Annotated in this window: 17 protein-coding genes and 1 pseudogene; 4 read left to right on the top strand and 14 right to left on the bottom strand. The window is 69.0% G+C overall.

The genetic code is table 11. The annotated features are described in order from the left end of the window. The first annotated feature begins 32 nt into the window (after positions 1 to 32). The 3 genes and pseudogenes from QEG98_RS35230 (at position 33) to QEG98_RS35220 (ending at position 3,894) form a co-directional block, all read left to right on the top strand. The gene (locus tag QEG98_RS35230; protein ID WP_316564433.1) at positions 33 to 1,364 is read left to right on the top strand and encodes a YfbK domain-containing protein; all 1,332 of its coding nucleotides are present in this window, start codon (positions 33 to 35) and stop codon (positions 1,362 to 1,364) included. Between the two features lie 9 nt (positions 1,365 to 1,373). Beyond that, a pseudogene (locus QEG98_RS35225) lies at positions 1,374 to 3,196 on the top strand (sensor histidine kinase). Continuing rightward, a complete protein-coding gene (locus tag QEG98_RS35220; RefSeq protein WP_090488530.1) occupies positions 3,193 to 3,894 on the top strand; it encodes a response regulator transcription factor in 702 nt (233 codons plus the stop codon). Before QEG98_RS35225 ends, QEG98_RS35220 begins: the two are co-directional and overlap by 4 nt. A 2-nt stretch (positions 3,895 to 3,896) precedes the next feature. Here the strand turns inward: QEG98_RS35220 and QEG98_RS35215 are convergent, their stop codons facing one another. Together QEG98_RS35215 and QEG98_RS35210 are read right to left on the bottom strand one after the other, a co-directional pair. Further along, positions 3,897 to 4,340, bottom strand: a complete 444-nt coding sequence (locus QEG98_RS35215; protein WP_316564432.1) for a hypothetical protein — start codon at positions 4,338 to 4,340, stop codon at positions 3,897 to 3,899. A 475-nt stretch (positions 4,341 to 4,815) separates the two neighbouring features. Continuing rightward, complete coding sequence (locus QEG98_RS35210; protein WP_316564431.1) at positions 4,816 to 6,678, bottom strand: protein-arginine deiminase family protein; 1,863 nt, start codon at positions 6,676 to 6,678, stop codon at positions 4,816 to 4,818. Positions 6,679 to 6,854: 176 nt separating this feature from the next. Here QEG98_RS35210 and QEG98_RS35205 point away from each other — a divergent pair, with 176 nt between their 5' ends. Continuing rightward, positions 6,855 to 8,441 (top strand): DUF1800 domain-containing protein, encoded by a 1,587-nt coding sequence (locus QEG98_RS35205; protein ID WP_316564430.1) that lies wholly within the window; start codon positions 6,855 to 6,857, stop codon positions 8,439 to 8,441. Between the two features lie 47 nt (positions 8,442 to 8,488). Here QEG98_RS35205 and QEG98_RS35200 read toward each other — a convergent pair whose 3' ends face one another. From QEG98_RS35200 to QEG98_RS35145, 12 genes are all read right to left on the bottom strand, one after another. Beyond that, on the bottom strand, positions 8,489 to 9,820 hold the full coding sequence (locus QEG98_RS35200; RefSeq protein ID WP_316564429.1) for a hypothetical protein: 1,332 nt from the start codon (positions 9,818 to 9,820) through the stop codon (positions 8,489 to 8,491). Positions 9,821 to 9,825: 5 nt separating this feature from the next. Next, positions 9,826 to 10,569 carry an outer membrane lipoprotein-sorting protein gene (locus QEG98_RS35195; protein WP_316564428.1) on the bottom strand — a complete coding sequence of 248 codons (744 nt, stop codon included), beginning with the start codon at positions 10,567 to 10,569 and terminating at the stop codon, positions 9,826 to 9,828. Between the two features lie 19 nt (positions 10,570 to 10,588). Next, a complete protein-coding gene (locus QEG98_RS35190; protein ID WP_316564427.1) occupies positions 10,589 to 11,815 on the bottom strand; it encodes an ABC transporter permease in 1,227 nt (408 codons plus the stop codon). After that, a complete protein-coding gene (locus QEG98_RS35185) occupies positions 11,812 to 12,540 on the bottom strand; it encodes an ABC transporter ATP-binding protein (protein ID WP_316564426.1) in 729 nt (242 codons plus the stop codon). The genes QEG98_RS35190 and QEG98_RS35185 overlap by 4 nt, the downstream gene beginning before the upstream one ends. A 17-nt stretch (positions 12,541 to 12,557) precedes the next feature. Then, positions 12,558 to 13,775: a beta-ketoacyl-[acyl-carrier-protein] synthase family protein gene (locus QEG98_RS35180; RefSeq protein ID WP_316564425.1), complete on the bottom strand. Its 1,218-nt coding sequence runs from the start codon at positions 13,773 to 13,775 to the stop codon at positions 12,558 to 12,560. 38 nt (positions 13,776 to 13,813) lie between these two features. Next, entirely contained in the window at positions 13,814 to 15,049 is a 1,236-nt protein-coding gene (locus QEG98_RS35175; RefSeq protein ID WP_316564424.1) for a beta-ketoacyl-[acyl-carrier-protein] synthase family protein, read from the bottom strand. A gap of 62 nt (positions 15,050 to 15,111) precedes the next feature. Beyond that, complete coding sequence (locus QEG98_RS35170; RefSeq protein ID WP_316564423.1) at positions 15,112 to 15,885, bottom strand: 3-oxoacyl-ACP reductase family protein; 774 nt, start codon at positions 15,883 to 15,885, stop codon at positions 15,112 to 15,114. Further along, complete coding sequence (locus QEG98_RS35165) at positions 15,882 to 16,631, bottom strand: SDR family oxidoreductase (protein WP_316564422.1); 750 nt, start codon at positions 16,629 to 16,631, stop codon at positions 15,882 to 15,884. The genes QEG98_RS35170 and QEG98_RS35165 overlap by 4 nt, the downstream gene beginning before the upstream one ends. Next, positions 16,618 to 17,325, bottom strand: a complete 708-nt coding sequence (locus tag QEG98_RS35160) for a 3-hydroxyacyl-ACP dehydratase FabZ family protein (RefSeq protein WP_316568014.1) — start codon at positions 17,323 to 17,325, stop codon at positions 16,618 to 16,620. Before QEG98_RS35160 ends, QEG98_RS35165 begins: the two co-directional genes overlap by 14 nt. Continuing rightward, the gene (locus QEG98_RS35155) at positions 17,220 to 18,080 is read right to left on the bottom strand and encodes a beta-ketoacyl synthase N-terminal-like domain-containing protein (RefSeq protein WP_316564421.1); all 861 of its coding nucleotides are present in this window, start codon (positions 18,078 to 18,080) and stop codon (positions 17,220 to 17,222) included. The genes QEG98_RS35160 and QEG98_RS35155 overlap by 106 nt, the downstream gene beginning before the upstream one ends. Continuing rightward, positions 18,077 to 19,288 carry a beta-ketoacyl-[acyl-carrier-protein] synthase family protein gene (locus QEG98_RS35150; protein WP_316564420.1) on the bottom strand — a complete coding sequence of 404 codons (1,212 nt, stop codon included), beginning with the start codon at positions 19,286 to 19,288 and terminating at the stop codon, positions 18,077 to 18,079. The genes QEG98_RS35155 and QEG98_RS35150 overlap by 4 nt, the downstream gene beginning before the upstream one ends. After that, positions 19,285 to 20,055 carry an MBL fold metallo-hydrolase gene (locus QEG98_RS35145; protein ID WP_316564419.1) on the bottom strand — a complete coding sequence of 257 codons (771 nt, stop codon included), beginning with the start codon at positions 20,053 to 20,055 and terminating at the stop codon, positions 19,285 to 19,287. Before QEG98_RS35145 ends, QEG98_RS35150 begins: the two co-directional genes overlap by 4 nt. Position 20,056 lies beyond the last annotated feature (1 nt).

Below are 20,056 nucleotides of genomic sequence, written 5' to 3'. Positions count from 1 at the left end.
CACGGCGTGCGTGGCCCGGGATGGCACCCACGATGAAGCCCACCCTCTGCAATGCCCTCTGTGTCGTCCTCCTGCTGCTGTCCGCGCCTGTGCTGGCGGCCGGAGGCCTCTCCGGCACCGTCGTGCGTGCCAGCGACAAGAGCCCCATCCCGGAGGTGCGCGTCACCGCGACATCACCCGCGCTGACAGCGCCCCGCTCCACGGTGACGGACGCGCAGGGCGCCTTCCGCTTTCCCCAACTGGAGGAGGGCGTCTACTCACTCCGCTTCGAGAAGGAGTCCTTCCAGGCGCTCATCCGGACGGACATCACGGTGAAGGCCGGGCATGAGCCCCGCGTGGACGTGGCGCTCTCCGCGGCGTTGCAGACGCGCCCCTCCGTGCTGCCCCCCGCGCCGGTGGACGATGACCGGGAGCGGGCACCCGCCTGGACGTTGCAGCACCTGCCCGTGCTCGTGCCGGATGGGGCGTGGCAGACCGTCTATCGCGCGTCGCTGGGGAAGCCGGGCTCCGGCGTCGAGACGCGGGGCTTTGGGGTGAACCCCACCATCGACACGGAGGAGTCGCGCGTCTCGGAGGTCCCCGTGGCCGTGGACACCAGCGCCTACGCGGTGGCGCGCGACTACCTGTCTCGTGACGTCTTCCCCGCGGAAGGCGCGGTGCGGACGGAGGCCTTCATCAACAGCTTCGACTTCGGGGACGAAGGCGAGCCGTACGGCCCCTTCTTGCTCTACGTCGAGGGTTTCCCTTCGCCCAGCCGCAAGGGCTATCACGTGGTGCGAATCACCGTGAAGGCCCGCGAGCCGGTGCGCGAGGTCGGCGTCCAGATGGAGTTCAACCGGAAGGCCGTCGCCCGCTACCGGCTGCTGGGCTACGAGTACCTGTCTCCGAACCCGGAGCCGCTCGACCCAGGCGACGAGACGGTGCTGTTTCCACTGGCCGCTGGCCAATCCGTCACCGCCATCCACGAGGTGAAGGTGCACGGGCCCTCCATCGCCTTCGGGATGCTCCGGGTGCGCTACGAGCAGGGCAACTCGAGCACCTGGCGCCGCGTGCAGATGATGATGCCCTCCAGCACGTTGCGCTCCGACTATGCCCGCGCCGCCCCATCCACGCGCCTGGCCTACGTGGCCTCCGCGTTCGCGGAGAAGCTGCGAGGCTCCTTCTGGACGCGCGCCCTGGACTGGCCCCGGCTGCTGACGCTGTGGGAAGGCATCGGCGAGCCGCTGCGAGCCCGCAAGGACGTGGCGCAGCTGGGGGCGCTCATCCGCAAGGCACAGTCGCTGGACACGCGCAAGGAGCGCTTCGAGCGCCTGATGCCCGGCGGAAGCTCGGACTTCGACGACGTGCCCTCCCTGGGAAACTGAGCCGCTCCGATGCTCCGCCGGTTGCTGCCCACCCTCATCGCGCTCCTGTTGGGCTTCGCCGGGCTGGCCTGGGGCCTGGGCTCGCTCCAGCGCATCTTCGCCACCGAGCGGGATGACGCGCAGGCCTCGCTCGATTCCCGCCGGGAGGCCCTGGAGCAGTACGCGCGTGCCTCCCTGGCGCAGTCCCTGAGAGACCGCCTGGAAGCGGCGCGCCCCGCGCTGGAGGCCGCCGCGCTGGATCCGCTCGCCCCCGCGACGGGGCTCTACCTGAGAGAGCGCGGCACGCAGCTGCTGCCCCGGCTGGCCCTCCACGACACCGGCGAAGACACGTCCGCGAAAGAGCGCTACGCGGGCCTGCGCGCCGGCACGGAGCGGGCGGACGAGGCGGAGGACCCCTGGGCGGAGCGGCTCGCGCTGATTCGCGAGATGGACCGGGCGCTGTCACGCGGCGACCGCCGTGCGTCCACCGTGGCGCTGATGGCGCTGCTCCAACACCGCGCGCAGTACGTGCTGGCCTCCACGCGCGACGTGCCGGGCTTCCTGGTGGTGTTGGAGTCGCTGGCGGAGCGGGCGACCCCGTCCCCCAGTTGATGCACGCGCTGGTGCGTGACGGCCTGGCGGACGGGCGCAGCGGCCGCCTGGATGGATTGCAGCGGCTGCTCCTGCTGCGCCGCGCGCGCTTCACGAAGGCGGACTTCGACTTCCTGCGCGAGCGCATCGTGGCGCTCTCCATGAAGGCCGGCGTGCCGGCGGCGGACTTCGAGGCCCGCGCCGCCGAGCTCGCATCCGAGCCGTTGCCATTGCCCAGGACGCTCCCGGGCCCCGCGCTGGTGCGAGCGGGGTGGTACCTGGAGCCGCGCGGCGGCAATCACGTGCGGGGCGTGGCGGTGGACTCGGGCGCGTTGCTCCAGTCGCTGACACGGGAGATGCGCGAGCGTGGGTTGCTGGAAGCGGACGGGCAGGTGCGGCTGCTCGCGGACGCGGAGGTGTTGCCGCTGGCCGACCTGCCCCTGTCGGTGGACACGCCGGAGTGGGCGCGGGCCCAAGGGGCGCTGGCGCGACGCTACCGGCTGAAGACGGGCATGGTGGCCGCGTGCGCGGTGCTGGCGCTGGGCATCGCCGCGCTGGCCTTCGTGGCCCAGCACCGCAAGTTGCGCTTCCTGGAACTGAAGAGCGACTTCGTGGCCACCGTGTCACACGAGCTGCGCACGCCACTGGCCTCCATCCGGCTGCTGGCGGAGACGCTGGAGTGGCGGCTGGCGGAGGGCACGGACGCGCGCGACTACCCGGCGCGCATCGTCCGGGAAGCGGACGGCCTGGGCTTCCTGGTGGAGAACCTGCTGTCCTTCAACCGCATCGACAAGGGGCGCTGGGTGCCAAAGCTGGCGCCGGTGCGCCTGGACGAGCTGGTGGCCCAGTTGCGCAAGGACTTGGAGTTCTGGTCCAAGGTCCCCGTGGAGCTGGAGGCGGACGTGGGGGAGTTCTCCCTGCGCGCGGACGGACAGCTCCTGCGCCTGCTGTTTTCAAACCTGGCGCGCAACGCCTGTGCCTACAACACCCGCAGCCCGGTGCGCCTGCGCATCGAGGCGCTGTCCGATGGCCGCGTGCGCTTCTCCGACAACGGCGTGGGCATCCCCCAGGCGCAGTGGGAGCGCGCCTTCGAGGAGTTCGTGCGCCTGCCGGGCCAGGGACATGATGCACCCGGCAGTGGCCTGGGACTGGCCCTGTGCCGCCGCATCATGCGCGTGCACGGCGGCACCCTGCGCGTGGCGGCCTCCAGCCCGGAAGGCACCACCTTCGAGCTTCGCTTTCCTCATACGGTGACGACATGACCTCATCCGTTCCGGCGCTCCTCCTGGTGGAGGACGACGCCAACCTGCGGCTCGCGCTGCGCGACAACCTGGAGAACCAGGGCGGCTACGCAGTGGAGGAAGCCACCTGCGTGCGGGAGGCGCGCGAGCACCTGGGCCGGCGCGACTTCCAGCTCATCCTGCTGGACGTCATGCTGCCGGATGGTGACGGCTACACGCTGTGCCGCGCGCTGCGCGAAGAAGGCGTGGCGACGCCCGTCCTGATGCTCACCGCGCGCACCCTGGAGGATGACGTGGTGCGGGGCTTCGAGTCAGGCGCGCAGGACTACCTGGGCAAGCCCTACCGGCTGCGTGAACTGCTGGCGCGCGTGGGCGCGTTGGTGCGCCGCTCCGGCGCGGCGCCGGTGAAGGGGCTGCGCTTCGCGGGCTACCGGATGGACCTGGACCGCCGGAAGGTGGAGACGCCGGCGGGCGCCTCGGTGGAGCTGACGCGGACGGAGTTCGACCTGCTCGCGTTCCTGGTGCGGGAGCGCGAGCGCGTGCTGCGCCGCGACGAAATCCTGGACGCGGTGTGGGGCCGGGACGTCGTCGTGGACCCGCACACCGTGGACAACTTCGTCTCCAGCCTGAAGAAGAAGCTCGGCTGGAACAGCACGTCCCGCTTCGCCATTCAGACAGTGCGCGGCGTGGGGTACCGGATGGAAATCGAAGCGGCCTGACGTCAGCGCAGCGGGTTGTGGCGCAGCCGTTCAGCCAGGGCGTCCAGCGCCGCCTGTTGGGCGGGCGGGGCGCTCAGCCGGGCCGCGTCGATGAGCGTGGGCGTCTGGGGCGCATCCACGCGCAGCAGGGCGTTGGAGACGGCGCGCCGCACGTCACCGTCCGTGTCCAGGTACGCCCGCACCAGCGCCTCGGCCGCCACGCGACGGATGGCGTCCTCCTCCGAGCGCGCCTTCACGCCGGACGTCTTCCATGCCCACGCGGACCCGGCATCCCCCAGGGCCTTGGCCAACCGTCGCATGACGTCGCGTTCCGGCCGGGCGTCCAGTGCATCCGCCAACGCCCGTGTCGCCACGAGCCGCCGGCACAGACCCAGGGCCTCCATCGCGGCCTCGCCCCGGGCGTCCTTCTGCTTCGACGCGGCGATGAGCGTGTTCGCCGCGTCCAAGGTCTCCAGCCGCGCCAGCGCTCCGCGACCGCGCGAAGGACCTGGGGCTGGGTGTCCGGACCTTTGAGAAGGCCCTTCCACAAGGGGGCCAGGCGGAGGTCACGCAGCGCCCCCGTGGCTTCCACCAGGCCCACCTTGAAGGCCAGCCGCGCGGACTCACGCGAGGGGAGCCGCCGCGTCTCCTGAGGTGGGAAGGCGAGCCGCTCCACCATGGGCCACAGCGCCTCCGGCCCCAGCGCACGAAGCCCGGGTGACACCGCGGCCAGGGTGCCCCGCTTCTTCGCGTCCAGCGCGTCCACCTGGGCAGCGGCCGTGTCGAACCGGGTGAACGCCGCTGGAGTCTCCCGGCGAGCCCGGGAGATGTTCGTCTTCAAGCTGGCCCTCCAGTCATCATCCGGGCGGGGCGTCTCCGCCCCACTCGCGCTCAAGGAGACCAGCATCCAGGCGGCGCTGATGCCGCGAAGCAGTGCGCGTCTCATCGTCCACCCTCCCACCACTTCACGTCGGGCACCTGCCGAGCGCTCTGGGTGGCGCAGTGGACTTCGCCCTGGGCGATGTGGAACGGCGCCCACGCATCCACCCAGTGCACGCGGATGCCATGGGCCCCGAGCGCCTCCTCGAACCGCGTCTTGAACGGGTCCTTCCCATCGATGAGCGGTCCGTGCGGGTCTGGCGCGACGACCTGCGTGGGCGTCAGCGACAGCAGGTTCAGCGTGGCGGGCTGGTACGCCGTCACGCCGTCGGAAGCGTGCTGGAAGAGGAAGGGCACGCGGATGATGTCGGCGTCCGTGAGGCCCGTCTCCTCACGGAGGATGGAGAGCTGCGTGTCGATTTCCAGTGCCGCCACGGCGCTGGCATCCATCAGTTCGGGGTTGTCGAGCACCTCGGCGATGCTCGCCTCCGCGGGAATGGAGTACGCCCAGGACAGGCCGGCGAAGAGCTTCGCGTCTCCGTGCCCCCGGGCCTGCGCGTCCTGGAGCATCCGCCGCGCGAGCGCCGGGTCGGCCACCAGGGCAATCCAGCCCCGAGGCGTGGGGGCGGGCAGGAAGGTGAACGTCTCATCCACGTGGTCCACGAACAGCCACGAGGTGTCCACGTAGATGGGAGGCTGCACGGCCTGCGCCTCCAGCATCTTCGTGAAGCTGGGGTCGGGCTGATAGTCCGGCCGCGAGTCCGGCCCCCGGCCCCGGAACAGCCGGCCCAGGGGATACGTGACACCGTCCTTCTCGTAAGGCGGGATGACCTCCGTATTGCCGAAGGAGTTCAGCGTCTGGGATGCCATGGACATGCCCTGCTGGTACTGCTGGATGGCGGCATTGTCGGGGCCGCGAAGCCAGAACGCGATGCGGCCGGCCGCGCGCAGGGGCGCGTTCGCGTCGGTGTTGTAGACGTGCGGCGCGCGGTAGTGGACCTGCATGACGTGCTGGCGGCCCCCCGGGGCGGGCATCGACATGTACGCGGGCTCGAAGTAGTCCTGTGTCCACAAGTCATCCACCGCGAACTCGGAGTAGACCATCCGCTCTCCTGAATCCGCGAGCACGCCGCCCAGCGCCTGCCGGAACTGGTTGGCCTCGATGCTGGCGGCGGGCTTGGAGACGAAGACGTTCCACGCGGGCGTCATGTGGTGGAAGAGCACCACGGGCGCCACGCGCATGCGGACGGTGTCGGTGAACACCGGGTCGTGCGGATTGTTCCGGCCGATGGTGAGCACCACGTCCGCGAAGCCATCCCACTCCTCGGGGGCACGAACGATGTCGCGCCCCTCGATGGCGAGCACCACGCCGCGCCGTATCTCGGCGGTCGACAGGAACACCGTGTCGGGAAAGCCGCCCGAAATGAAGTTGCCCCGCACGCGCTTGAACAGGCGCACCTTCTTGCCCGCGGCCCCGGACACGATGACGGAGCCCACCGTGCCAGGGGGCGCCTCGGGCCAGGGCACCGTGCGCAGCCGGGCCATGTCCTCCAGGTCCGACTCGCCATTCACCACCGCGTCCATGGCGTCATGGCACTGCGTCAGCGCGTCATCGCTGATGCGGTGGGGGTCCATGGAGAAGGGGCAGGCGTCCTCGTCGTCGTCCAGGTTGGCCAGGAAGATGGCGCCGCGCTCCGCCGTCCAGGTGTCCTCGCCCTCGTCCTCCGTGGGGTTGTCGAGCTCGACGATGCCATTGCGATTCACATCCGCGCGCAGGTCGACCACCGGATGGAAGGGCCCTGCGAGTGGATCCTCGTTTCCGGGGCGTCCCCCTTCGTCATCGGCCACGGGCCCGCAGGCGCTGGCCCACAGGCATGTCAGCAACAGCGGCAGGAGACGTGCTCGGGCAGGCGGGGTCGGGGGCATGGCGCTCTCCGGGGGCACCGACGGGCAGCCCGGTCCCGGTGGAACGACATCGTGCGCCCCACGGCAAGTCACGATGCAGTGGCCCGGGAGTCCTTTGCGCCAGGAAAGCGTCATTTGACTTCGAGCCCACAGCTCACCGCGTAACTTCAGGTACCGTGTGGGGTTCCTCCATCGTCATGCGACTTCTGTCTGTCGGATTCCTGGCGGCCTTCGTGCTCTCATGTGCGAGCGGGCCGCACCCCACGACCGTGGTGGCGTCGGAGCCTGTGTCGGCTGAACCCGCCTTCGACGAGGCACGCGCGGTCCACGTCCTGAGGCGCATGGCCTTCGGACCTTCGCGGCAGGCGTTGGCGGACCTGCGGCGCCAGGGCGTGGAGGAATGGATGGCGTCGCAGCTCTCCCGTCCCGGTGCGCCGCTGCCCGCCGGTCTGGAGGCGAAGCTTCAAGCGCTGCCCACGTTGACGATGTCCATGGCGGAGCTGGTGCGGGAGTACCCGCCGAAGCGCCAGCGGGAGGAAGCCTTGAAGGACGGGCGTGAGCCACAGCGTCCCGCCCTCATCGGCCTGGAGCAATCCGCGGCGAAGCTGTTGCGGGCGGTGGAGAGTCCCAACCAGCTCGAAGAGGTGCTGGTGGACTTCTGGTTCAATCACTTCAACGTGTCCTCGGACAAAGGCGCGGTGCGGTGGATGGTGACGGCCTACGAGCGCGATGCCATCCGCCCGCATGTCTTCGGCAGCTTCCGGGAGCTGCTGGGCGCCACGGCCCGCCATCCGGCGATGCTCTTCTACCTGGACAACTGGCGCAGCGTCCGTGACGGGATGCCGGAGCGCGTGTCACTCGAGCCCGAAGCGCCGAAGCCCGGCCTCAACGAGAACTACGCGCGCGAGCTGCTGGAGTTGCACACGTTGGGCGTGGAGGGCGGCTACACGCAGCAGGACGTGCGCGAGGTGGCCCGCTGTTTCACGGGCTGGAGCATCCGCAAGCCGCGCCAGGAGCCTGCGTTCTATTTCCGTCGCCGGGCGCATGACCCGGACGACAAGTGGGTGCTGGGACAGCGCATCCCCGGTCAGCGGAGCGTGGCGGATGGGGAGCAGGTGTTGGACCTGCTGGCGCGACACCCCTCCACCGCGCGCCATGTCGCTCGCAAGCTGGCGCGGCGCTTCGTCTCGGACACGCCGCCGCCGGCGCTGGTGGAGCGGGTGGCGAAGGTGTTCCTCGACTCGGGCGGGGACCTGCCCACCGTGTACCGCGCGCTCTTCCAGTCACCAGAGTTCTGGGCACCCGAGGCGCGGGCCGCGAAGGTGAAGACGCCCTTCGAGTTCGTGGTGTCCGCGCTGCGAGCCACCGACGCGGAGGTGACGGTGCGCCCCCGGCTGGTGCAGTCCCTGGCGAAGATGGGCGAGCCGCTCTTCCGGGCTCCAGCGCCCACGGGCTTTCCGGAAGGGGCGGCTCCGTGGGTGAACAGCGGCTCCCTGGTGGCCCGGCTCAACTTCAGCCTGGAGCTGGTGTCCGGGCGGATGCCGGGGACGAAGGTCGCGTTGAAGACGTTGGCCACGCCGGCCGAGCCCACCGAGCGCGCCTGGGTGGACGCGCTGGGTCAGGCGTTGCTGGGCGCGCCTCCGTCGGAGGAGACGCGAGCGACCATCCTCGACGCGCTGTCGAAGCGCGCGGAGGCCGCCAGCGCCGTGGGAGAGACACGCCCCGTGGATGTCCCGCTCATCGCCGGGTTGTTGCTGGGCTCGCCGGAGTTCCAGACGCAGTAGGGGAGATGTTCCACTCCTGGGGTGGATGCATGCCCATGTCCGCGCGGCTACAGGACGTAGCCCTTGGCTCCCACGAGGATCGACTGGCTCAGCAATGAGTGGAACTCGGTGCGGTTGCCTCCGTGGTGCATGACGCCTACCGCGAAGAGCGCCAGTCGGCTCCAGACATTCCATTCGGCATAGGCGGAGGCCTGTCCGCTGCCGTCCACCAGGTTGAGCGCGTAACGGAGCTGCCAGGTGGGCCCGGTGTCGGTGGGGTTGTTCTGCACCTGCAAGAACAGATAGTGCCGCCCCAGCAGCGCCAGCCCATTGTTGAGCGCTGCCCCCAGCGTCTGGCCCGCGAGCGCGGCGTCAGCGGAGGGCGTTGCGAGGACGGAGGAGGCGCTGCTGGCGATGTCGAAGTACCGTGCGCCATCCGCCCACCGGTAGCCTTCATTGTTGCTCAGGTACTCCAGGTAGACGGTGTGGCCGGAGTCCAGCGTGTAGCCACCGCCAGCGAGGGCGGAGTAGATGAGCCGGTGGTCCCGGGCATGGCGTGGCAGGAAGGCGCCTCCCACGGCGTTGGGGAGCCGCTCGGGGTAGAGCGCGGAGGTCCCCTGCCGCAGGCCACCTTCCGCGTAGAGGAGCAGCGCCTCGCCGACGGTGGTCTGCCCGAATGCACCGAAGCGAGGGCGTTCGTGGGCCCACCGCTTGGAGGCGTTCAGTCCCACGACGGAGGCTTCGGCTGTGTAGTCCACCTTCAGCAACGACAGGGCCTTGAACCCGTCCTCCTTCTCCCATTGCCAGTCTCCGCGTCCGTCGCCGAACTGGTGCAGCAGCGACAGGGCCAGGGCCTGCGTGGGGGACCAGGTGGCCTGGGCCACGTCCACGCCGCGCAGCTCGCGCATGGGATTGTTCCGGCCGTTCTCGAAGTAGATGGGATTGCTGGGCGAACGGAAGTTGGAGGGCCCCCACACGAGCACGTCCCTCCCCAGAGACACCGCGAGCGACTGCACCGGGTAGAGCGTCACCAATCCCTGGTTCACCCAGGCGTCGAGCCGCGTCTCCGGTCCCGTCTCTCCGAAGCGCCGCCACTCGAAGCGGGCCCGGGGCTTCAGGCTCACCTCGAAGGTGTCCGTGGCGAACTTCAAATCAAGCCGGCCCTCCACCTCCGTCTGCCCTGCTGGAAGACGGGCGATGCGGTTGCCAGGATTGAGCAGGCTGTTCTCACGGAGTCCACGCTCACTGTCCAGCGCCAGCACCTGGAGGCCGGCGGAGCCCTGCTCCAGCAGCTCCTGGAACGCCTGGGCCTTCGCGTTCGTACCCAGCCCTCCCGCCATCAAGCCCACGAACAACGGTAGGCCCGCTGGCGAGAAGACAGCGATTCGCTTGGAGCGCATGCGCCTCAGTTCCCAAGCCGGTTGACGTCGAACGTCCCGCGCGCCAGCTCCGTCACCTGAACGTCGGCGTACTCCAGCGTCGTCTTGGCCGGGGTGAGCGCGTCCTGGATGGTCATCTTGCTCACGAAGGGGAACGTCTTGCCTCCGTGGGTGAGCTGGTTGCCGTACTCGAAGGTGGCGGACTTCAGCAGCTTGCCGGAGAGGGAGAAGAACTCCGCCTTGACGCCGACCTGCCGCTCCTTGGAGACCCAGTAGGTGATGCGGTCATAGGTGCAGAACGTGTTGATGGCCTTCAACTCCAGCACGTAGGTGGCCTCGCCGTTGACCTCCTCTTCGCGCAGCAGCTTGCCCTGGTAGTCGACGGCGTAGTTCGTTGACGCGATGTCGCCTTGAGACGCCTGACCGGAGAGCTTCTGCCTCGGTGAGATGGGGATGGGCTTGCGGAGGCCGGGACGGCTCATCCACATGTTCCGGTCCACCTGGAGCAGCTTGGAGCCCTTGAACCGCACGGGCTCTCGCGTCTCCGCGAGGCTGGCGGTGGCGTTGGCCTTCAGGGTGAGCAGCCGCTCGGGTTCCTTGTCCACGCCGCTTTCGGGAGTGATGCGGACCGTCCAGCGGATGCCAGGAAGCCCGCCACCCCGCGAGCGGTCCGAGGCCCTGAGAATCTCCGCCGCGTCTGGCTCCGCCGCCCGCGCCGGGCCGGTGTGCAAGAGCAGCAGCCCCAGGATGAGCGCCAGGATGTGTTTCATGGTGATGTCTCTCTTTCCGTCAGACATGGCCCAGCGAATCGGTGATGCACTTGCGCGCGGCGGTACGCGCCGGGAAGAAGGCCGCGGCGATGCCCAGCAGCGAGAGCATGACGAACGTCCTCGCCATCCGGGGCACGTCGAGGTCGACCATGAGGCTGACCACGTTGGAGGAGTTGGGCGGGGTATAGGTGATGCCCGCGCTGTTGACGGCCAGCCGCACCAGCAACGTGAAGAGCAGCCCTCCGGCGCATCCCAGCACCACGAGCATGAAGGCCTCGGTGGTGAAGAGCCGCAGGATGCCCGAGCGGCGAAGACCCATGGCGCGCAGCGTTCCAATCTCCCGCGTCCGCTCCACCACCGTCATGCTCATGGAGTTCACGATGCTCATGACCACCACGATGAAGACGTTGCTGAAGATGAAGGCGAAAATCATGTCGAACAGGCGCTTCACCTGTGAGTAGAAGCTCGACAGTTCCAGCCACGTCTTGAGCTCCACGTCGAAGCCCGCTTGCTTGAGTTGCGCCGTGAGCTCCGTCCGCGCCTGCTCGGTGAAGGCCTTGTCATCCAGCAGCACGATGAGCCGCTCGGCGCCGTCGAAGTCATACAGGGACTTCGCCAGGTCGAAGGGCAGGTACAGGAACTTGTCGTTGGTGCCGACGTTGCCCGTGTTGAAGTCGTCCACGATGTCCACGTCTAGCGCATTGGCCTGACCTGTCACCGTGCTCACCAGCAGCGCGGCCGAGTCGCCGGGCTTCAGGTTGAGAATCCTGCCCAGGTCCTCCGCCGTCGCCACTCCGATGGGGTTGTCCGCCTTCAAGTCACCCGACAGCTTGCGCTGGAAGTCACCCTGGAGCTTCTTGACGTCCTCGGGGACCATGCCCTCGCCCACGAAGACGGTGGACGCGGTGCCGTTGGACACCATTCCGCTGAGCGACATGCGCGGCGTCACCAGCCGGGTGTGAGGGTATTGCCGGAGAATGGGCATCACCCGGTCCAGCTCCTCCTTGGAGAACATGTATTGCGCCGGATGGAGGCGGCCTTCGGTGCGCAGGCCTTGCTTCATCACCGTCAGGTGCCCCAGCAGCTCCCCATGGATGGCCTGCTTGGCCAGCCCGCTGTACACATACTTGATGTATCCCGCGAAGAGGCTGATGGAGGCGAAGCCGAAGCCCACCGAGAGGAGGGTGACGAGGCTGCGCCGGTGATTCTTGAGGATGTTGCGGAAGCCAATGGAGAAGTAGTTCATCGCACAGCCTCGTCTGTCTGGAGCAGACCGTCCTTGAGCAGGAGCTTCCGGTCGACCAGGTCCAGGAGCCGCGGGTCATGGGTGGTGAAGATGAAGGTGACGCGCTTGGTGCGGTTGAGCTCACGCATGAGCTTGACCACCATGTAGCTGTTCTCCGAGTCCAGGTTGGCCGTGGGCTCATCCGCCACGACGATGGACGGCGACGTGACGAGCGCGCGGGCAATCGCCACGCGCTGGCGCTGACCGCCACTCATCTTGTCCGGGCGCGCGCTGGCTTGATTCTCCAGGCCCACGTCCTTGAGGGCCTGACTGGCGCGCTCGCGTACCTCGGCGGCGCCCACGCCCTGAATCTGCAGCGGCACCATGACGTTCTCCAGGGCGCTGAGCACGGGGATGAGGTTGAAGCTCTGAAAGACGAAGCCGACCTTGCGGCTGCGCAAGTCGGAGAGCGCGTTGTCCGTCAGCTTCGCGATGGGCGTGCCTTCCAGCGACACCTCACCCGAGGTGGGCGCGTCCACCAGCCCCAGGATGTTCATCAGGCTGGACTTGCCGCTGCCCGAGGGACCCCAGATGGCGACGAACTCGCCCCGGTGGATGCGCAGGGAGACGCCTTTCAAGGCTTCGACCCGTGTTTCTCCCAGGACGTAGTCGCGCCGGATGTCATTCAGGGACAGGAGCACGTCCTCGTTCACCGTGCTCGCCGTTGTCCCTTCCAAGTTGGCCATGTCTGTGTTCCTCGATGCTAGAGCGCCCGGACCAACGCCGCGCCGGCGTTGCCCCCGAACGAATAGGAGTGCGCCAGGGCCGCACGGACGGGCCGGTGGGGCCGCGGCTGGCGCACCAGATTGAGCTCGAACTCCGGCTGCTCGGTGCCGGCGTGGACAGGCAATCCGCCTCCCCGAACCGCGCTGACACAGGCGAGCAGGTTGAACATGTCGCTGGCGGACTCGGCCTCGCCCATGAGCCCCTTCACGCTGCTGAGGGGAACGGCGCTCGCCGCGGCGCCCATCACCGTCTTCAGCGCGGCCACTTCCGCCCTGTCCAACGACTGCGTGGAGTTGCTGGCCGCGGCGATGTAGTCCACGGCCTCGGGTGAGGCTTCCGCGTCGCGGAGCGCCTGACGCATCGCGGAGGCCAGTCCCCGGCCCTCTGGGTGGTGGATGCCGAAGGCGTGCCCGTCGTGCGCCACGCCCAGGCCCGCGAGCTCCGCCAGCGGGGTGGCGCCTCTTGCCCGCGCGGACGCGAGCGTCTCCAGCACCACCACCGCCGCCCCCTCTCCCATGATGTAGCCATCTCGCCGGGTGTCGAAGGGGCGGCTCACGTTGGCATCACTTAGCACGCCAATGTCATCCATGTCGAAGTGCGTGGCCGTGGTGAACAGATCGAACGTCCCCGCGATGAGGGCGTCCGCCCGCCCACTGCGCAGCGCCTGCGCCGCCAGCGCGAGCACCTGGAAGCCGCAGGCGTTCCCCGCGCTGATGGCGTAGTTGGTGCCGCGCCAGCCCCAGCGGATGCTCAGCGCGCTGGCCACCGCGTTCGTCACGGTCTCCTGGAACAGCAGCGGTTGGACGAAGCGCGGCTCGCTGGTGATGATGCGGTGCCAGATGTCCTGGCTGACCTCCGCCATGGCCCGGTAGGTGCCCAGGAACACGCCCACCCGCTCCGGGTCCCAGGTGGAGGGCCCATGCCCCGCCATCTGGAGCGCCTCCTCCGTGGCGAGCATCGTGTACTGCGTCCCTCGGGGCGCCCGCCGCAGGTTGTTGGAGCCTGTCAGCGCGGACAGGCTCCCCTGCGGGACGCGCGCCCCGTGTTTGCAGCCGCACCCGGACACATCGAAGTCGTCGATGGGGCGGATGGCGCTGCGTCCCTCGGCGAGCGCGTTCAGCAAGGGCGGGACGCCCGCCCCGTAGGGGGACACCGCCCCCATGCCGGTGATGACCACTCGCATCTCGTCTGTCATTTGCGTACCGCCAGCCATGCGTTTCCCCTTGTGTTCCATCAGCCCTCCCAGCGGCGGAAGACCATCGCGGCGTTGTTGCCGCCAAAGCCAAACGCGTTGGAGAGCACCGCTTCCAGCTTCGTGGGCCGGCTGTGATGGGGCACGTAGTCCAGGTCGCACTCGGGGTCTGGCGTATCCAGGTGCAGCGTGGGCGGCAGGAAGCCATCGTTCAGCGCCACCACCGCCGCGGCCGCCTCCATGGCGCCGCTGGACCCGAGGCTGTGGCCGACCATCGCCTTGATGGAGCTGACGGGGACTCGGGTCTGCTCGCCAAAGACATGCTTGATGGCGCGCGTCTCGATGACGTCATTGGCCGGCGTGCCCGTGCCGTGCGCCTTGATGTAGCCAATCTGCTCGGGCTTCATGCCCGCGCTCGCCAGCGCCGCCTGCATGGCCCGCGCGGGGCCTCGCCCCGTCTCGTCGGGCCGGGTCATGTGGTAGGCGTCCGTGGAGCCGCCGTAGCCCGCGAGCTCCGCCAGGATGTTCGCTCCGCGGCGCTTCGCGTGGGCCTCGCTCTCCAGCACCCACAGCGAGGCGGACTCGCCCAGCAGCGTCCCATCGCGGTCCTTGCTGAAGGGCCGCAGCTTGTCGCTCGCAAGGGAACGCAGGACGCCGAAGCCGGCCTGGGGCATCTCGCTGAGCGGATCGACTCCGCCCGCGAGCATCACCTCCGACCGCCCGGAGCGAATCACATCCATCGCCACGCCCAGGGCATGCAGGCCCGCGCTGCACGCGGTGGACATGACCAGGCTGAGTCCCCCCAACTGGTACTGGCTGGCGACGTGGTCACTCATGGCGCAGATGAAGCTGTCGAGCACCAGGGCTCGCCAGGGCTCCTTCGGGCCCGCGCGCCCGCGCCGGTAGGGGTAGTGCAGCGCGGCGTAGCCTTCCTTCCTCGCGGGCATTCCTCCCAGGTTGGTTCCGAGCACCACGCCAATGCGCGAGCGGTCCTCGACGTCCAGGTCCAGCCCGGACGCCGCCAGCCCCTGCGCCGCCGCCACGCGAATCATCTGGGCGCCGCGACTGAGGTAGGGCAGCTCCTCGGGACTGAAGTGCGCGGAGAAGTCGATGTTCTTCAGCTCGCCAGCGGACTGACAGCGGTGCTTGCTGGCGTCGAACTGGGTGACGGGCGCGATGCCATCCCTCCCCGAGCGAAGCCCTTCGGAGAACTCCGCCAGGTTGTTGCCAATGGGCGTGAGAACGCCAATGCCGGTAACGACGACTTTGTTGCTCATCCTGTTCCTCTCAGCCCGTGTTGCGCGATTCCTTGAAAAGACAGACGTCCGCGAGCGGCGCGCTACAGCACCAGCCCGCCATTCACGCGCAGCACGTCGCCGACCACGTAGGCGCTCTCAGGAGACGCCAGGAAGAGCGTGGCGTTGGCGACGTCCTCCACGGTTCCCAGCCGGCGGATGGGGGTGGCCTGGATGAAGCCCTCGCGCACCCCGGGACGGTTCATCAGCCCCGCGACCATCTCCGTCTCCACGAAGCCAGGCGCCACGCAGTTCACCCGGATGCCATGTGGCCCCAGCTCTCCCGCCAGCGCCTGCGTCAGACCAATCAAGGCCCCTTTGGTGGCGGCGTAGGGCACCTGTCCCGCGCGGCCCCGGATTCCGGCGGAGGAGGACATGTTGATGATGGCGCCACGGCCTTGCTGCACCATGGTCGGGATGACCGCCTGACAGCAGGCGAGCGCGCCGTAGAGATTGACGTCCACCGTCTCCCGCCACGCCGCGGCCTGGAGCATCATCAAGTGCCCATCCCGGCTGATGCCGGCGTTGTTCACCAGCACATCGATGCGGCCGAAGTGGGAGAGCGCCGCCTCCCGGAGCTGTCCTGGTACGTCGGGGTTGGCGACCGAGCCAGGGACCAGCACGCAGCGTCGGCCCTGCGCCTCGACCTCGGCGGCGGCCTGACGCGCGGCCTCCGCGTTGCTCCCGTAGTTGAGGACGATGTCCGCGCCCTCCGCGGCGAAGGCGAGGGCAATGGCCTTGCCAATGCCACGCGAGCCGCCCGTGATGATGACCGCCTGCTGCTGGAACCGCTGACGTGCTGCCTGGGACTCACTCACCACAGACCTCCGGTGGCAGACAGGCGCTGACCCGTCGTGAGGTTCGCCGCGCTCGAACCGAGGAAGAGCACGGCCTCGGCAATCTCCTCCGCGCTCCCGAGCCGCCCCAGGGGACCCAGCTCGCCATCGAGCCGCTCGCGCTGCGCTGGGGTGAGGTGTGCTGTCTCCTCCTCGAGGAGTTGGACCGCCAGCGTGTTCACGGAGATGCCTTGCCGGGCCACCTCGTTCGCCAGCGCGCGTGTCATCGCGGTGATGCCTTCGGCGGCCACGCGACTCGCGCCTCCTGAAGCGGCATCCAGCAGGTTGATGATGCGCCCCGAGCGCTTGCGCATCATCGGGCGGATGACCTCCTTGCAGAACCACGCTGTCCCACTCAACTGGCGGTCGAGCACGGCCTTCCACTGGTCGGCGGACAGGTCGCTGAGCCGGCCGGCCGCGCGACTCAATGACGCGTTGATGAGCAGGTCGATGCGGCCCAAGTCCGTGGCGACGCGGCGGACCACCGTGCCCACCGCTTGCGCGTCGGAAGACTCGCAGGCCAGGGCCAGCTCCGCGCCCAGGTCCTTGGCCAATGCCGTTGCCTCTGCCTCATGCTCCGGCAGGAACACCAGGGCCAGACGCGCCCCCGCCTTCCCATGGCGCCGTGCAATGGCATTGGCGATGGGCTGTCCCGCTCCGGTGACCAGCACCACCTGCTGGTGGAGAAAGCCGTCCAGGAACGGTGTGTTTGTTTCAGGGTGACTCATGTGACTTTGAACCTCTCTGGGAAAGCACCATGACGCCGCTGGCAGCCAGGACAGCGTCGGCCCAGGCCTTGACCTCGACGCGCACCGTGGTCCGCCACCGCTTGAGAATGTTGGCTTCCATCCGCAGGACGCTGCCGGCCGGGATGGGTGTGTGAAATGTCATTGTTTCGATGCCGCCGAGGTACCAGACAGACGGTGTGACTTCGTCGGGCTCGCGCAGGAGCATGATGGCGACCTGTCCCAGGGCATCCACCAGCAGGCAGGAGGGCAGGGCGGGGGGCGCGTCTCCGAAGCGCTCGAACATCATCTCGTTGCCGGAGACCTGCTTGAACGCCCTGCCAAAGCCCGGTGAGAGCGCCTCCACCGCGTCGACCAGCAGCATGGGGAACCGGTGCGGCGTCCCGCCGTAGATGCGGGCCATGGGGTGCTCAGTCATGAGCACCCCCGCGCAGCACCACGGCCAGGGCGCTGCCCTCACCCCCAGGGCGGTGACCAGCGCGCACCCCTTGTCGAGGGCCCGCGTGGCCAGCACGACGGCCAGCATGCCCGCCGTGCTGAACGTCTCCCCAAGCACGTCCTTGGGACAGCTCACGGGCACCTTCGCCGCGTGCGCCCCGAGGGCTTCGTGGAGCCCACGTTGCTCCCATCCGTCGAAGTCTCCTCGGCCGCTCGCACAGGAGAAGACGGCGCCCAGGTGCTCGGGCTCGATTCGGGCCGGTGCATCGCGTCCCGCACCGCGCGGGCCAGCGTGTGCGCCTGGTTCGTGAGCGAGCCTCCCCGGTGCCCGGTGCCCAGGACTTCCGCGTGGCGGTGTGCGCCGCGCGTCAGGGCCCGCGTGTGCTCCTCCAGGACCAGGGCGCACGCTGCTTCACTCACCCGCATTCCCTCAGGCAGGGCGATGCCAGCCAGGAGCATGGGGCTCAGGGTGTCCGCGCCCACCACCACCATCCGCTCCGCCTGCCCCTCCTCGATTTGCTGGCAGCCGAAGCGAAGCGCCTCCAGTCCCGCGGCGTGGCCTGAGCACAAGGTCGCGGTGGGACCGCGAAGGTCGTGCACCATGGAGATGTAGCCCGTCGCCGCGTTGGTGACGGTGTTCTGGAACACCACCGGGTTTCCGTAGCGGCCGCCCCGCTCCAGGATGGCTTCCAGGTACTCCGCGTTCGTGGGCAGGCAGCCGTAGCTGGAGCCGAACGCGATGCCTGTCTGGAGGGGATTGCCGGGCCCGGCATCCTCGATGGCCAGTGTGGTCGCGGTGAGCGCGATGCGCCCGAGCCGGTCCATGTGCCGGAGCTGGGCGGACTGCTTCGCGAACGCCGCGTCGGGAATGCGCTCCGCCAAGGAGGACGGTGGGCCCGCATCGCCTTGGGAGAAGCGCTCCCAGAGGGCCGCAGGTCCCGTGGCCCGGGGACACACCGCGCCGAGCCCGCTGATGACGATGCGCCGGCTCATCGTGCCGCCCTCCTTGTCTCCGGAAAGCGCCGGGCGACGAGGGCGACGTTCGCCCCACCGAACGCGGACTTGGTGCTCATCAGCGTGTCGATGCGTCGGGCGCGGCCCTCGCCACACACCACGTCGACGTCGCATTTCGGGTCCAGCTCTTCGCAGTTGAGGGTGGGCGGGAGGAAGTCGCGAGCCATGCCCAGCACGGAGCCGATGAGCTCCAGCGCGCCGGAGGCCCCCAGCGTGTGGCCGAAGTAGGGCTTGAGGGAGTTGACCGGCACCGACGCGGCTCGCGTGCCGAAGACGCCTCGCAGGGCCTGGCACTCCGCGGGGTCATTGGCCGGCGTCCCGGTTCCGTGGAGGTTGACGAAGTCGATCTGCTCCGTCGTCAGCCCGGCCTGTCGCAAGGCGAGCGTCATCGCCTGTTGGAGCCCCCGGCCCTCGGGGTGCGGGCTGGTGGGGTGATGGGCATCGCCCGCCGTTCCCCAACCGCACAGCTCCGCATGGATTCGCGCGCCCCGCTGGCGCGCGTGGTTCAGCTCCTCGAGCACGAGGATGCCCGCGCCCTCGCCGAGTACCATCCCATTGCGCCGATGGTCGAAGGGGCGGCACACCGTGGGCGTCATGGCGCGCAGGACGGAGAATCCACTGAAGCTGAGCAGGGTCAGTGCGTCCGCTCCTCCCGCCAGCATCACGGAGGCCCGTCCCTGACGGATTTCGTCCAGTGCCCGGCCCATGGCGAGGCTGCTGGACACGCAGGCCATGGTGACGGTGGACAGGATGCCACCCAGGCCGAACCGGTCCGCGACGTTCCGCGCGATGGAGGAGAAGGGAACTTCCCCGAAGTGTCTCCGGCGAGCGTCCTCATCACCTCCGGAGCGAATGACCTGTTCGAGGGACAAGGCGGGCCCACGGCTCGTGCCCAGCATGACCCCCGCCACCTCCCGCCAGTTCCCCTGGGCTTCGAGCCCACTGTCGCGGAGGGCCTGCTCCGCGGCGTGAAGGGCCAGCTTTGACACGCGGTCCACACCGTTGTCGGGCGTCTCGTCCGGCAGGTCCACCACGCCCGCGGAGTAGGTCCGGCCTTCGATGTCGAACGGGGCGGTCCGCCGGATGCCGCTGCGGCGGTTCGCCAGGGCCTGGGCAAGCTCGTCGGTGGACAGCGCATTGGCGGCCGTCACGCCAAGGCCCGTGATGACGACGCGGTGGGGGCTCATGAGAGCTTCTCCAGTGGCTCGGACGGCGCCGTGTCCACCAGACAGTCGTGGCCCGGGATGATGTGGCGGTATTCACGGAGGAGCTTGCGGCGGGTGTGGCTGTAGAGCTCGGTGTCCTGCGCGAGCTGGAGCTCCCGCTCGGCGTTCTCCACCAAGGTCTTCCGTGTGAAGAGCGCGTCCCCCGCGATGAGGATTTTTCGCGGCGTGCCCTCATCGTCCGTGCGGGCGCGGTGCGCGACGACGGAGATATGCCCATGGGTATGGCCCGGCGTGGGCAGCACCTCGACCTCCTCCGTCAGCCAATGGCTGCCGTCGACAGGGACGAAGCGCGAGTCACGTTCGAGCACGCGGTTGTAGAACCCGATGTTCCGAGTCACCTCGCGCACGATGGACCGGACATAGAACTCCTTCACCGTCTGGTAATGCTCACGCAGCAGCTCCGAGGTCGCGGCCTTCCCTGGGGTGTCGTCCTGGTGATACGCCTCGATGAAGTGCGCGTTCTCGACGAAGTCCTTGGCGCCCACGACGTATTGCGCGTTGCGGAACAGCAAGTGATTGCCGCAGTGGTCGTAGTGGAGGTGCGTGGCGACGACCACGTCCACGTCATCCGGTGTCAAGCCGCGTTCCTTGAGTGCCAGCACCAGGCGTCCCGCGTCGTCGCACAGACCGCTGTCCACCAGGATGTTTCGCTGTTGGGATTGCACGAGGGTGACCGTGGAGCGCAGCCGTGGAAAGCCGCTCCCCTGGAGCAGCACATTCAAGAGCATG

It is taken from the genome of Myxococcus sp. MxC21-1 (genome assembly GCF_032612255.1).
GTDB lineage: Bacteria > Myxococcota > Myxococcia > Myxococcales > Myxococcaceae > Myxococcus > Myxococcus virescens.
This window is presented reverse-complemented; position numbering and strand designations above follow the sequence as displayed.

What these genes read in the sequence shown, in the direction of transcription:
- QEG98_RS35180 (WP_316564425.1), bottom strand. Translation starts at nt 13,775, where the DNA reads ATGACAGACGAGATGCGAGTGGTCATCACCGGCATGGGGGCGGTGTCC.
- QEG98_RS35145 (WP_316564419.1), bottom strand. Translation starts at nt 20,055, where the DNA reads ATGCTCTTGAATGTGCTGCTCCAGGGGAGCGGCTTTCCACGGCTGCGC.
- QEG98_RS35220 (WP_090488530.1), top strand. Translation starts at nt 3,193, where the DNA reads ATGACCTCATCCGTTCCGGCGCTCCTCCTGGTGGAGGACGACGCCAAC.
- QEG98_RS35195 (WP_316564428.1), bottom strand. Translation starts at nt 10,569, where the DNA reads ATGAAACACATCCTGGCGCTCATCCTGGGGCTGCTGCTCTTGCACACC.
- QEG98_RS35150 (WP_316564420.1), bottom strand. Translation starts at nt 19,288, where the DNA reads ATGAGCCCCCACCGCGTCGTCATCACGGGCCTTGGCGTGACGGCCGCC.
- QEG98_RS35175 (WP_316564424.1), bottom strand. Translation starts at nt 15,049, where the DNA reads ATGAGCAACAAAGTCGTCGTTACCGGCATTGGCGTTCTCACGCCCATT.
- QEG98_RS35205 (WP_316564430.1), top strand. Translation starts at nt 6,855, where the DNA reads ATGCGACTTCTGTCTGTCGGATTCCTGGCGGCCTTCGTGCTCTCATGT.
- QEG98_RS35165 (WP_316564422.1), bottom strand. Translation starts at nt 16,631, where the DNA reads ATGAGTCACCCTGAAACAAACACACCGTTCCTGGACGGCTTTCTCCAC.
- QEG98_RS35210 (WP_316564431.1), bottom strand. Translation starts at nt 6,678, where the DNA reads ATGCCCCCGACCCCGCCTGCCCGAGCACGTCTCCTGCCGCTGTTGCTG.
- QEG98_RS35185 (WP_316564426.1), bottom strand. Translation starts at nt 12,540, where the DNA reads ATGGCCAACTTGGAAGGGACAACGGCGAGCACGGTGAACGAGGACGTG.
- QEG98_RS35230 (WP_316564433.1), top strand. Translation starts at nt 33, where the DNA reads ATGAAGCCCACCCTCTGCAATGCCCTCTGTGTCGTCCTCCTGCTGCTG.
- QEG98_RS35155 (WP_316564421.1), bottom strand. Translation starts at nt 18,080, where the DNA reads ATGAGCCGGCGCATCGTCATCAGCGGGCTCGGCGCGGTGTGTCCCCGG.
- QEG98_RS35200 (WP_316564429.1), bottom strand. Translation starts at nt 9,820, where the DNA reads ATGCGCTCCAAGCGAATCGCTGTCTTCTCGCCAGCGGGCCTACCGTTG.
- QEG98_RS35190 (WP_316564427.1), bottom strand. Translation starts at nt 11,815, where the DNA reads ATGAACTACTTCTCCATTGGCTTCCGCAACATCCTCAAGAATCACCGG.